Here is an 11,714-nt window from a genome sequence, read left to right as displayed (position 1 = left end):
CCGGCCGCCCCCCCGCCCGCCCCCCCCCCCCCCGCCCCCCCCCCCCCCCCCCCCCCCCCCCCCGCCCCCCCCCCCCCGCCCGGGGGGCCCGGTGCCGGTTCGCGTGGAGAGCGCACCTCTCTCGTGGCGCGCGTCCAGAGTCGCCGCCCGGAGCGCTAGTAGATTGAGGGCATGAGCGCTCCCGACAAGGACTACCGGCTGCCGAACGGGGGCCCGCGCCTCGCGGCCCTGCCGAAGGTCTCGCTGCACGACCACCTCGACGGCGGACTCCGGCCCGAGACCATCGTCGACCTCGCGGTCGAGGCCGGCATCGATCTCCCCGCGTCCGAACCCGAGGCGCTGCGCCGCTGGTTCGTCGAGAACGCCGACTCCGGCACCCTCGTCGACTACCTCGCGACCTTCGAGCTCCCGGTCGCGGTCATGCAGACCCGCGAGCAGCTGACCCGGGTCGCGCACGAGTTCGTCCTCGACCTGGCCGCCGACGGCGTCGTCCACGCCGAGGTGCGCTGGGCCCCCGAGCAACACCAACGGGAGGGGCTCACCCTCGACCAGGCGGTGGAGGCCGTGCAGGCGGGCTTCGCGTCGGCCGTGCGGTCGCTGGCCGACGACGGGTACGAGATCTCGGTCGGGCAGATCCTGAGTGCGCTGCGCCAGGGCGAGCGATCGCTCGAGATCGCCCAGCTCGCCGTGCGCCATCGCGAGAACGGCGTGCTGGCCTTCGACATCGCCGGTCCCGAGGCGGGTTACCCGGCCGCCGACCACAGGGTCGCCTTCGACCTGTTGGCCCGCGAGTTCATGCCCGTCACGGTGCACGCGGGCGAGGCCGACGGTCTCGACAGCATCCGGGGTGCGCTGATCGACGGGCGGGCCCTCCGGCTCGGCCACGGGGTCCGCATCGCCGAAGACATCCGCGTCGTCGCGAGCAAGGGGTCGACCTCCACCGTCGAGATCGGGCCGATCGCGTCGTGGGTGCGCGACCGCGAGATCCCGCTCGAGTTGTCGCCGCAGTCGAACCTGCAGACCGGTGCCATCGCCGCCTGGGGAACGGACCTCGACGACCACCCCTTCGACCTGCTGTACCAGCTCGGCTACGGCGTGACGGTCAACACCGACAACCGCCTGATGAGCGACACGAGCCTCTGCAAAGAGCTCGCCCTGCTCAGCCAGGCCTTCGACTACGACCTCGACGACCACGAGACCTTCCAGCTCAACGCCGCCGCGTCGTGCTTCCTGCCCCTCGAGGACCGCGAGGCGCTGGCCGACCGCATCACCGCCGGCTTCGAGGGGGCCTGACATGGCGCTCCCGCCGCTCCCGGACGAGGCCGTCGTCATCGGCGCCCAGGTCGTCGACTGGCGTGAGGCCGTCCGGGTCGCCGGTCGTGCCCTGGTCGACTCCGGTGCCGCCCGCGAGGGCTACGGCGACGAGATGGTCCGCATGATCGACGAACACGGCCCCTACGTGGTCATCGCCCCCGGTCTCGCGCTGGCCCACGCTCGGCCGGGTGACGACGTCGTCCGCGACGGCCTGGCCGTCGTGACCCTGGCCGAGCCCGTTCCGTTCGGGCACCCGCACAACGACCCGGTCAGCGTGGTCCTCGGCCTCGCGATCGTCACCGTCGGCGGCCACCTCGAGTCGATCGCCGACCTGGCGAACGTCTTCAACGAGGCCTCCGTCATCCCCGCCCTCGCGGCCGCCTCCTCGGTCGACGAGGTGCGGCGGCTCATGGGCGTCCCCGCCTGATCGCCCTCCCACGGATCGAGACCTCCCCACAATGAAGATCGTCACCATCTGCGGCGCCGGCATCGGCAGCAGCGGAATCCTCAAGGTCAACGCCGAGCGGGTCCTGGCCAAGCTCGACATCGAGGCCGACGTGGTCGCGGCCGATATCGGCTCGATCGCGACGGTCGGTGACGATGCGCAGGTGATCCTCACGTCGGCCGAGTTCGTCGAGGCGATCGGCTCCACGTTCGCCGACGTCATCGTCATCCAGAACCACTTCGACCAGGCGGAGCTCACCGAGAAGCTGCAGAAGTCGCTGGGCTGACCGCGGCGTGCGGCACCGGTGCGAACCGCACCGGCCACGACGAGAGAGACCCCGGAGGCGCAGCTCGCGCTTCCGGGGTCTCTCTCGTCGTCCGGGCGGTCACCGCCCCGACCGTCAGGCCAGGAGGTCGCGCATGCCCGCGTCGAGATCGGCCACGGCCGCCTCGGCGGCGGATCGACGGGCGACGGCGTCGCCCTCGGTGCTCGACGCGTCGATGTAGACCTTGAGCTTCGGCTCGGTGCCGCTCGGGCGGACGATGACGCGTGAGCCGTCGGTGAGCCAGTAGCGGAGGATGTCGCCCGCAGGGAAGGCTCCGAACCCGTCCCGGAAGTCGTCCACCCGGTCGACGCGGTGCGAGCCGATCGTCGACGGCGGGCGCCGGCGGAGACCGTCGGTGAGGGCCGTGATGGTGGCGAGGTCCTCGACCCGGATCGAGATCTGCGACGAGGCGTAGGCGCCGAACCGCTCGTCGAAGGCGACGAGGTGCTCGGCCAGGCTCGACCCGGCCGTGTGCAGCTCGGTGGCGAGGGCGAGGAGGTCGACCGCGGCCGAGATCCCGTCCTTGTCGCGGACGACGTCGGGGTCGACGAGGTAGCCGAGTGCCTCTTCGTAGCCGTAGAGCAGCCCTCCGACGCGGGAGACCCACTTGAATCCCGTGAGCGTGTCGACGTAGTCGAGCCCGTGCACCCGGGCGATCTCGCGCAGGGCGGGCGACGAGACGATGCTCGCGGCCAGGGTGCCGTCGCGGTCGTCTCGTCGTGCCCGTTCTGCGGCGCGCCAGCCGAGCAGCGAGCCGACCTCGTTGCCGCTGAGTCGACGCCAGCCGCCGTCGACGGGGATCGCGACCGCGAGCCGGTCGGCGTCGGGATCGTTGGCGATGACCAGGTCCGCCTCGACGCGGCCGGCCGTGGCGTACGCGAGGTCCAGGGCGCCGGGCTCTTCCGGGTTGGGGAAGGCCACGGTCGGGAACGCCGGGTCGGGGGCGCTCTGCTCGCCGACCGGGATCGGCTCGGTGAAGCCGGCGGTCGCGAACACGCGGCGTGCGACCTCCCACCCGACGCCGTGCATCGCGGTGTAGACGACCCGTGGCTGACGACCGTTCGCCGCCGTGCCGGCCACCGCGGCGGTGCGACGGACGTACTCCATGACGAGGTCGTCACCGGCCTCGCGGTAGTCGTCGGACCGGGCCAGTCGCGTGACGGGGGACTGCGCGGCCTTCTCGATCTCGGCGGCGATCTCGCCGTCGACCGGGGACACGATCTGCGAGCCGGCGTCGACACCGCCGAGGTAGACCTTGTAGCCGTTGTCCTGCGCCGGGTTGTGGCTCGCGGTCACCATGACGCCTGCGCTGACGTCGAGGTGGCGCACGGCGAAGGCCAGCACCGGGGTCGGGAGGGCGCGGGGCAGGATCGTGGCCGAGACGCCCGCGGCGGCCATGATCTCGGCCGTGTCCCGCGCGAAGACGTCGGAGTTCTTGCGCCCGTCGTAGCCGATGACGATGGAGGGGCTCGACTCGCGACCCCGCAGGAAGGCCGCGAAGCCGGCCGCGGCCTGCGCCACGAGCACGCGGTTCATGCGGTTCGGACCCGAGCCCAGGGCGCCGCGCAGGCCGGCCGTGCCGAACTGCAGGCGACCGGCGAAGCGGTCGGCGAGTTCGGACGAGGCGTCGGCGTCGTCGGAGCCGGCCCGGGTCAGCAATCGGTCGAGCTCGTCGCGCGTCTCGTCGTCGGGGTCCTGGTCGCGCCAGGCGGTGGCCGACGCGATCAACCGCTCGAGGTCGGACGAGACCGGGGAGCCGTCGCTGCCGGACCCCGTCACGTCGCCGCTCACAGGGCCGCCACGATGCGGGCGAGCAGGTCGCTGATCTTGGCCTCGGCGTCGCGCCCGGCCTCGAGCACCTCGGCGTGGCTGAGCGGCGTCTTCTGGATGCCCGCGGCCAGGTTGGTGATCAGCGACATGCCGAGCACCTCCATGCCGGACTGGCGCGCGGCGATGGCCTCGAGGGCCGTCGACATGCCGACGATGTGCCCGCCGATGGCCTTGGCCATCTGCACCTCGGCCGGCGTCTCGTAGTGCGGGCCGCGGAACTGCGTGTAGACGCCCTCGTCGAGCTCGGGATCGATGCCGCGGGCGACGTCGCGGAGGCGCGTCGAGTAGAGGTCGGTCAGGTCGATGAACGTCGCGCCCTCGAGGGGCGAGTCCGCCGTGAGGTTGATGTGGTCGCTGATCAGCACCGGCGTGCCGGGCTTCCAGGTCTCCTTGATGCCCCCGGCACCGTTCGTCAGGATCATGGTCGTCGCGCCCGTGGCGGCGGCCGTGCGCACGCCGTGCACGACCCGACGCACGCCGTGGCCCTCGTAGTAGTGGGTGCGGGCGCCCATGACGAGGGCGTGCTTGCCCGAGGGCAGTGCGATGCTGCGGATCGAGCTCGTGTGGCCGACGACGGCCGACGCGGCGAAGCCGGTGATCTCGGTCGCGGGGACCTCGGCGACGGTCTCACCGATCAGGTCGGCGGCCTTGGCCCAACCGCTGCCCAGCGTCAGGGCGATGTCGTGTCGGGCGACGCCGGTCTTCTCGGCGATCTCGGCGGCGGCGGTGCGGGCGACCTCGAAGGGGTCGGCGGCGCGGTCGTCGAGCGGGTGCGTGGTGGTCTCAGACATGGCGTCCACTCTAGGGTCTGCCGACGCGCGTCCCCGGTCGCCGCCGGGCCCGGCGCGGGGTCAGTCGATGCTGAGCAGGACGTGACCCGACGAGACCGTCTCGCCGACGACGGCCGCGATGCCCGAGACGGTGCCGTCGCGGTGGGCGGCGACGGGCTGCTCCATCTTCATGGCCTCGAGGACGAGCACCAGGTCGCCCTTGACGACCTGCTGACCGGCCTCGACCGCGAGCTTGACGACGGTGGCCTGCATCGGAGCCTTGACCTCGGCACCGGTCGCGGTGACGACCGACGACCGGGGCGCGCCCCGGCGCTTGGGCGCGACCGCAGGAGGCGCGGTGCGCGACCCGAGGCCCGCCGGCAGCGAGACCTCGAGGCGCTTTCCGCCCACCTCGACCACGACGGTGTCGCGTTCGTCGGCCGGCCGGGGGGCCTCGGCCTCGCCGCTCCACGCGGGGATGGTGTTGTCGAACTCGGTCTCGATCCAGCGGGTGTAGATGGAGAACGCTGCACCGTCGGCCGGCGCGAAGGCGGGGTCGTCGACGATGGCGCGGTGGAACGGCAGCACGGTCGGCAGGCCGGCGACCTCGAACTCGGCCAGGGCGCGACGGGAACGCTCGAGGGCGTCCTCGCGCGAAGAACCCGTGACGATCAGCTTGGCGAGAAGCGAGTCGAACGACCCGCTGATCTCGTCGCCGGCCTGGACGCCGCTGTCGACGCGGACGCCGGGACCGCCCGGGGCCCTGAAGACGTGGATCGGACCGGGGGCGGGCATGAAGCCCCGACCGGCGTCCTCGCCGTTGATGCGGAACTCGAACGAGTGGCCGCGGGCCTCGGGGTCGTCGTAGTCGAGCACGCCGCCCTCGGCGAGGCGGAACTGTTCGCGGACGAGGTCGATGCCGGTGACCTCTTCTGACACGGGGTGTTCGACCTGGAGGCGCGTGTTGACCTCGAGGAACGAGACGGTGCCGTCCTTGCCGATCAGGAACTCGCAGGTGCCGGCACCGACGTAGCCGACCTCGCGGAGGATGGCCTTCGACGACTCGTACAGCTTCGTGGTCTGCTCGTCGGTGAGGAACGGTGCAGGGGCCTCTTCGACGAGCTTCTGGTGACGGCGCTGCAGCGAGCAGTCGCGGGTCGACACGACGACGACGTTCCCGTGTGCGTCGGCCAGGCACTGGGTCTCGACGTGGCGGGGCTGGTCGAGGTACTTCTCGACGAAGCACTCGCCGCGTCCGAAGGCCGCGACGGCCTCGCGGGTGGCCGAGTCGAACAGCTCGGGGACCTCTTCGCGGGTGCGGGCGACCTTGAGACCGCGTCCGCCGCCGCCGAAGGCCGCCTTGATCGCGACGGGGAGGCCGTGCTGGTCGACGAACTCGAGCACCTCGTCGGCGCCCGAGACGGGGTTGAGGGTGCCGGGGGCGAGCGGGGCGCCGACGCGCTCGGCGATGTGCCGGGCCGAGACCTTGTCGCCCAGCTGCTCGATGGCCTCGGGCGACGGGCCGATCCAGACCAGGCCCGCGGCCTGGACGGCCCGGGCGAAGTCCGCGTTCTCGGCGAGGAAGCCGTAGCCGGGGTGCACGGCGTCGGCACCCGAGCGGCGGGCGATCGAGAGGATCTTGTCGATGACCAGGTAGGTCTCGGCGCTCGTCGTCCCGCCCAGGGCGTAGGCCTCGTCGGCGAGGCGGGCGTGTTGGGCGTCGCGGTCCTGGTCGGCGTAGACCGCCACCGAGCCGATTCCGGCGTCACGCGCGGCCCGGATCACGCGGACGGCGATCTCTCCACGATTGGCGATGAGGACCTTGCTGATACGCGGCATAGTTCCCCACCCTATTGCGCCCTCCCCGTCCGCCTTTGGCTGACGTGCACAAAAAGGACGAGGAGGCGCGAGGCAGAACCTACAAGGAGCCGGCGGTCGGCGAGGTCCACAGCTCGTGCCACGGCACGCCGAAGCCCCGGACGAGCGACCGCAGCACGGGCACCGAGAGTCCGACGACGGCGCTCGGGGTGCCCTCGATGTGCGTGATGAACGCGGATGCCCGACCGTCGATCGTGAAGGCCCCCGCGACCTCGAGCGGCTCGCCCGTCTCGACGTAGGCCGCGAGCTCGCGCGGGTCGAGGTCGTCGGCGAAGGTGAGGGACGCGCTCGCGACCCGGCCCGCGCCTCCTGAGGGGGTCTCGGCGGTGACGCGCGGAGCGCCACCGCGGTGGTCGACCAGCCAGTGACCCGACCAGAGGGTGCCGTGGCCGATCTCGGCCATGCGGCGCCACCGGTCGAGCGCCAGGGCGGGCTCGTGGGGTTTGCCGTGCACCTCGCCGTCGAACTCGAAGGCGCTGTCGCCCCCGAGGACCAACCCGTCGAGGGGGCGGCCGTCGACGACCGTGTCGAGCACGGCCTCGGCCTTGAGCCTGGCGAGGTGCTGCACCGTCTCGGCCGCCGTGAGCGCTCGGCCGAGCCGTGTCGACTCGATCGCGACCGCGGCCTCTTCGTCGACACCGGGACTGATCAGCACCGGCTCGACGCCGGCGGCGCGCAGCAGGGCGAGACGGGCGGGGGAGGTGCTGGCCAGGTAGAGCGGGACGGTCATGCCGCCCAGCCTGCCAGACTCGACGCATGGGAGACATGCTGGGCCGCGAGGTCGAACTGGACGTGACGGGCATCGCACACGGGGGCATCTCGGTGGCCAGACTCGACGGGCGGGTCGTGTTCGTGACCGACACCCTGCCCGGCGAGAAGGTCGTGGCGCGCATCACCGACGACCGCAAGAAGGCGTTCTGGCGGGCCGACACGGTGCGCGTCCTCGAGGCGAGCGAGCACCGTCGGCCCCACGTGTGGGGCGCGGCCGCCCTCGAGGTCGATCCGACCGACCGTGCCGGCGGCGCCGAGTTCGGGCACGTCGAGCTCGGCCACCAGCGCGAGCTGAAGCGACGCGTGGTGGTCGACGCGCTGACCCGCATGGGCGGGATCGCCGACGCCGACGGCCGCGTCTCGGTCGAGGCCCTGCCCGGCGACGACGAGCGCGGCGGCACCGGGTGGCGCACGCGCCTGCGCCTGCACCTCGACGCCGAGGGGCGTCCCGGTCAGTACGCGGCTCGGTCGCACCGGGTCGTGCACGTGCCCGACCTGCCGCTCGCGTCGCCGGAGGTCGCCGAGGTGGCGCCGCTGGGTGACGCCTTCCCCGGCGAGGAACACGTCGACGTCGTCGCCCCGAGCGGCGGAGGCGCGCGTCTGATCATCGGGCGGCAGGCCCGCTCGACCATCACCGAGGTCGTCGGCGACCGCGAGTTCCGGCTCGACGACGGCGGCTTCTGGCAGGTGCACCGCGAGGCAGCGGCCACGCTCACCGCCGCCGTGCAGACCATGATCGACCCGGAGCGCTTCGACCCGAAGGGCGCCAACCTCGACCTGTACGGCGGGGTCGGACTCCTCGCCGCCGCCGTGGGGGACCGGTTCGGTGCGGGGACGCGCATCACGAGCGTCGAGAGCGACGAGCGGGCCACCGAGCACGCGTCCGAGAACCTGGCCGAGTGGATCGGCGCGTCGGCCGTGACGGGACGCGTCGAGCGCTGGTTGCGCCAGACCGCGTCGCAGGCGAGCGACGCCGAGCGCGAGCGCCTCGCCGCCGCGACGGTCGTGCTCGACCCGCCCCGCTCGGGCGCCGGGCGCGACGTGGTGTCCGAGATCGCGGCCCTCCGCCCGGCCCAGGTCGTCTACGTCGCGTGCGACCCGGTCGCCCTCGCCCGGGACGTGGCCCTCTTCGCCGAGCGGGGCTACGCGCTCGACGCCCTGCAGGCGTACGACCTCTTCCCGAACACGCACCACGTCGAGACGGTGGTGCGCCTGCTGCCGGCCTGAGCCGCCGTCCGGTTACGATGTACCCCGTGCACGCCCGGGATTCAGGGACCAGGGCACACGCCGACCGAAGGATCACCGTGTCAGACATCACGACCGAGACCCCCATCGCCACCCGCCAGACTGCACCCGTGCGGGTCGCCGTCGTCGACGACCACGAGTCGGTGCGGCTCGGCATCCAGGCCGCGTGCCAGAACGAGGGCTTCGAGGTGATCCTCACCGCCGCCGGCGTGCAGGAGTTCGTCGAGAACCTCGCGGGTCGCGAGGTCGACGTCGTCGTCCTCGACCTGTCGCTCGGCGACGGCTCGACCGTCACCGAGAACGTCAAGCGCGTCCAGGCCACGGGGTCGGCCGTCCTCGTGCACAGCATCGCCGACCGGGTCGCCTCGGTCCGTGAGGCGCTCGCCGCGGGGGCGGCCGGCGTCATCCCGAAGTCCTCCGCCACGAAGACCGTCATGGCCGCGGTCGCCACGGTCGCCCGCGGCGACGTGCTCAACAACCTCGAGTGGGCGAGCGCGATCGATGCCGACCGCGACTTCGCCAAGGCCCAGCTCGGCCGTCGCGAGCGCGAGATCCTGCACCTCTACGCCTCGGGTCTGCCGCTGAAGCTGGCCGCCCAACAGCTCGGCATCGGCTACTCGACGGCCCGCGAGTACCTCGACCGCATCCGCGTCAAGTACGTCGAGGTCGGACGCCCGGCACCCACTAAGGTCGACCTCCTCCGTCGCGCCGTCGAGGACGGCATCCTGCCGGGGCTCGACGCGGACGGCGGCGATGGCCGGTGAGGGTCGGCTGACCGGCCCGCTCCCGCTCGGGCCCCTCCGGCCCCCGCGCAACCCGATCAGTCGTGCCCTGCTCGACAAGGTGCTGGGGCGCATCATCGCCGCGGCCGGTCTCGTGTTCGGCCTGCAGGCCCTGCCCGGGATGATCGGTCAGGTCGGGAGCATGCAGCTCGCCTGGGCCTGGGTGATCGGCCTGGCCATGTTCGGCGGGTTCCTGGCGTTGGTCGTGGCGAGCCTCGTGCAGCGCGGCGTGACGACGGTCGAGGCCTTCGTCGCCATCGCCTACCTGATCGCGCTGGTCACCTGGCCCCTGGCCGTCGACGACCCCAGCGAGGTCCAGGCGAGCGTGCCCTGGCTCTGGTACCTGTGCACCGTCGCCACGGCCTCGGCCGCGTCGGCGTTCTCCACCTGGATCGCGACCGGCTACCTCTTCGTCGCCCCCGCCGTCTACGGCTTCATCCGCCTGACGCCGTCGGGCGGAGCGGTCTCCCCGCAGCGCGCGACCCTCGACTCCGTCTACGCGATCCTGCTCGGCGGTGCGGTCCTGATCCTCGTGGTGATCCTGCGCCAGGCGGCCGCGAACGTCGACCAGGCCCAGGCGACCGCGGTCGCGCGGTACTCCGAGGCGATCCGCGAGCACGCCACCGAGCTCGAACGGGTGCAGGTCGACGCCATCGTGCACGACAGCGTCCTCACGACCTTCATCCAGGCGGCCAGGGCCTGGTCGCCCGAAGAGCGTGAGCTGTCGACCAACATGGCCCGGAACGCGATGTCCCACCTCTCGGCGGCGGCGAGCACGACTCCGTTCGACGAGTCCGACACGACGGTCACGGGCATGGTCGACCGCATCGAGGCCGCCGTGTCGGACCTGGGCGTCTCGGTCGAGCTGCGCCGGGGCCCGATCGAGGGCGAGGGCATCCCGTCCACCGCCGCGGAGGCCCTCTACTCGGCCGCCGTGCAGGCCCTGGTGAACAGTTCCCAGCACGCCGGGGACGCGCCCGGTGTCCGGCGGTGGGTCGACGTCACCCGCGACGCGACCGGCCTCACGACCGTCGAGGTCGGCGACACGGGCAAGGGCTTCGAACCGGCGACGGTGCCGACCGAGCGTCTGGGGGTCCGGGTGTCGATCCACGAGAGGCTGAACAACGCCGGCGGACTCGCGACCATCGACTCGGCACCGGGGCGCGGAACCCTCGTGCGACTGCAGTGGCCGGTCGGTGCCCTCCTCGAGGGGGGACCGGCTCCCCGTCCCTCGCCCGACCGCGCCGACGAGACGGGCATCCCGGAGGGCGTCGCGTGAGGGTCTCCGTGCCGCGGTGGCTGATCGTCTCGCTCGCCGCCGTCTTCTCGGCCTACCATCTGGTCCTCGCCGTGGCCTCGTTGGACCGGTTCACCGATCCGCTGCCCGTCGTCGCATGCATGGTGTTGTACGCCGCGGCGACCGTGGCCGTGCTGTGGCCCAGCCGCCACGTCATCATGCCCGTGTGGCTGGCCTCGTTCTGCCTCGCCGTCAGCATCGTCCTCCCGCTGGTCGTGACCTCCGAGCTCGACAGCTCGGTGAAGAACGGCTACGCCACGTGGTACGTGGCGGCCGTGGGCACGCTCATGGTGATCGTGTCGACGAGACGCCGCCAGGGGTTCGCCTGGCTCGGGGTCGGATTCATGGCGGCTCACGGGGTGCTCTGGGCCGGGGCCGAACAGATCGCCGACCTCGGCATCGTCGGCAGCGTGGTCTGGGTCGCCTTCAGTCACGCGATGTCGAGCACGCTCACGCGTGCCGGGCGCGAGACGCGTGAGTTCATCCTCGCCGAGCACGAGGCGGCGGACTGGCAGGCCGCGCAGGAAGCCCACGTGAACGAGCGGCAGTACCGGCTGCTGCAGACGGGCCGGACGGCACGGCCGATGCTCCAGACCATCGTCGATCGACACGGCGACCTGACCGCGGCCGAGCGCCAGGAGTGCCTGAACCTCGAGGGGGCCATCCGGGACGAGATCCGGGGACGCCGCCTCCTCGACGACGACGTGCGTCACGAGGTCATGGCGGCGCGTCGTCGGGGGGCCGTCGTCAGCCTCCTCGACGAGGGAGGCCTCGACGACCTCGGGCCCACCGACCTGCGGCGGGTCCATGCCGTGCTCGCCGAGGCCCTCCGCGGCTCGCTCGCCGATCGCATCATCGTCCGGACCGTCCAGGGCGGGGGAGACGACGCCGTCACGGTCGTCGGGCTCGGTTCGCCGGACCTGTCGTCGAGCGCCCTCGGCCGGGGCGTCTCGGCCGACGCGGACGAGGACGACGACGCCGACGAGGTGCAGCTCTGGCTGCAGATCCCTCGCTCGGCGCCCTGATCACCCACCAGGCAGCCTCGCGACGGGGCGGG

Annotated in this window: 11 protein-coding genes; 7 read left to right on the top strand and 4 right to left on the bottom strand. The window is 72.6% G+C overall.

What is annotated here, in order from left to right:
- Positions 1-171: 171 nt before the first annotated feature.
- From ACVJ1F_RS08860 to ACVJ1F_RS08850, 3 genes are read left to right on the top strand one after another with little or no spacing between them, the layout of a single operon-like run.
- On the top strand, positions 172-1,293 hold the full coding sequence (locus tag ACVJ1F_RS08860; RefSeq protein ID WP_456885653.1) for an adenosine deaminase: 1,122 nt from the start codon (positions 172-174) through the stop codon (positions 1,291-1,293).
- Between the two features lies 1 nt (position 1,294).
- Positions 1,295-1,741 (top strand): PTS sugar transporter subunit IIA, encoded by a 447-nt coding sequence (locus tag ACVJ1F_RS08855; protein WP_056046397.1) that lies wholly within the window; start codon positions 1,295-1,297, stop codon positions 1,739-1,741.
- Positions 1,742-1,772: 31 nt separating this feature from the next.
- Entirely contained in the window at positions 1,773-2,045 is a 273-nt protein-coding gene (locus ACVJ1F_RS08850) for a PTS sugar transporter subunit IIB (RefSeq protein ID WP_056046395.1), read from the top strand.
- Positions 2,046-2,159: 114 nt separating this feature from the next.
- Here ACVJ1F_RS08850 and ACVJ1F_RS08845 read toward each other — a convergent pair whose 3' ends face one another.
- From ACVJ1F_RS08845 to ACVJ1F_RS08830, 4 genes are all read right to left on the bottom strand, one after another.
- Complete coding sequence (locus ACVJ1F_RS08845; RefSeq protein WP_456885660.1) at positions 2,160-3,863, bottom strand: phospho-sugar mutase; 1,704 nt, start codon at positions 3,861-3,863, stop codon at positions 2,160-2,162.
- 8 nt (positions 3,864-3,871) lie between these two features.
- The gene (locus ACVJ1F_RS08840) at positions 3,872-4,705 is read right to left on the bottom strand and encodes a purine-nucleoside phosphorylase (protein WP_123570460.1); all 834 of its coding nucleotides are present in this window, start codon (positions 4,703-4,705) and stop codon (positions 3,872-3,874) included.
- A gap of 60 nt (positions 4,706-4,765) precedes the next feature.
- Complete coding sequence (locus ACVJ1F_RS08835; protein WP_456885652.1) at positions 4,766-6,523, bottom strand: acetyl/propionyl/methylcrotonyl-CoA carboxylase subunit alpha; 1,758 nt, start codon at positions 6,521-6,523, stop codon at positions 4,766-4,768.
- 79 nt (positions 6,524-6,602) lie between these two features.
- A complete protein-coding gene (locus ACVJ1F_RS08830; protein ID WP_456885651.1) occupies positions 6,603-7,292 on the bottom strand; it encodes a Maf family protein in 690 nt (229 codons plus the stop codon).
- Between the two features lie 26 nt (positions 7,293-7,318).
- Here ACVJ1F_RS08830 and ACVJ1F_RS08825 point away from each other — a divergent pair, with 26 nt between their 5' ends.
- From ACVJ1F_RS08825 to ACVJ1F_RS08810, 4 genes are all read left to right on the top strand, one after another.
- Positions 7,319-8,560 carry a class I SAM-dependent RNA methyltransferase gene (locus ACVJ1F_RS08825; RefSeq protein ID WP_056046386.1) on the top strand — a complete coding sequence of 414 codons (1,242 nt, stop codon included), beginning with the start codon at positions 7,319-7,321 and terminating at the stop codon, positions 8,558-8,560.
- 77 nt (positions 8,561-8,637) lie between these two features.
- Positions 8,638-9,342, top strand: a complete 705-nt coding sequence (locus ACVJ1F_RS08820; protein ID WP_123570456.1) for a response regulator transcription factor — start codon at positions 8,638-8,640, stop codon at positions 9,340-9,342.
- A complete protein-coding gene (locus ACVJ1F_RS08815; protein ID WP_456885650.1) occupies positions 9,332-10,639 on the top strand; it encodes a sensor histidine kinase in 1,308 nt (435 codons plus the stop codon). The genes ACVJ1F_RS08820 and ACVJ1F_RS08815 overlap by 11 nt, the downstream gene beginning before the upstream one ends.
- Positions 10,636-11,682: a hypothetical protein gene (locus tag ACVJ1F_RS08810; RefSeq protein WP_056046380.1), complete on the top strand. Its 1,047-nt coding sequence runs from the start codon at positions 10,636-10,638 to the stop codon at positions 11,680-11,682. Before ACVJ1F_RS08815 ends, ACVJ1F_RS08810 begins: the two co-directional genes overlap by 4 nt.
- Positions 11,683-11,714: the final 32 nt, after the last annotated feature.

The sequence above is a fragment of the Frigoribacterium sp. 2355 genome (genome assembly GCF_054060695.1).
Note: the sequence above shows the minus strand (reverse complement) of the source record. Positions and strands in the feature narration are given on the sequence as shown.

What these genes read in the sequence shown, in the direction of transcription:
- ACVJ1F_RS08860 (WP_456885653.1), top strand. Translation starts at nt 172, where the DNA reads ATGAGCGCTCCCGACAAGGACTACCGGCTGCCGAACGGGGGCCCGCGC.
- ACVJ1F_RS08855 (WP_056046397.1), top strand. Translation starts at nt 1,295, where the DNA reads ATGGCGCTCCCGCCGCTCCCGGACGAGGCCGTCGTCATCGGCGCCCAG.
- ACVJ1F_RS08850 (WP_056046395.1), top strand. Translation starts at nt 1,773, where the DNA reads ATGAAGATCGTCACCATCTGCGGCGCCGGCATCGGCAGCAGCGGAATC.
- ACVJ1F_RS08840 (WP_123570460.1), bottom strand. Translation starts at nt 4,705, where the DNA reads ATGTCTGAGACCACCACGCACCCGCTCGACGACCGCGCCGCCGACCCC.
- ACVJ1F_RS08835 (WP_456885652.1), bottom strand. Translation starts at nt 6,523, where the DNA reads ATGCCGCGTATCAGCAAGGTCCTCATCGCCAATCGTGGAGAGATCGCC.
- ACVJ1F_RS08830 (WP_456885651.1), bottom strand. Translation starts at nt 7,292, where the DNA reads ATGACCGTCCCGCTCTACCTGGCCAGCACCTCCCCCGCCCGTCTCGCC.
- ACVJ1F_RS08825 (WP_056046386.1), top strand. Translation starts at nt 7,319, where the DNA reads ATGGGAGACATGCTGGGCCGCGAGGTCGAACTGGACGTGACGGGCATC.
- ACVJ1F_RS08815 (WP_456885650.1), top strand. Translation starts at nt 9,332, where the DNA reads ATGGCCGGTGAGGGTCGGCTGACCGGCCCGCTCCCGCTCGGGCCCCTC.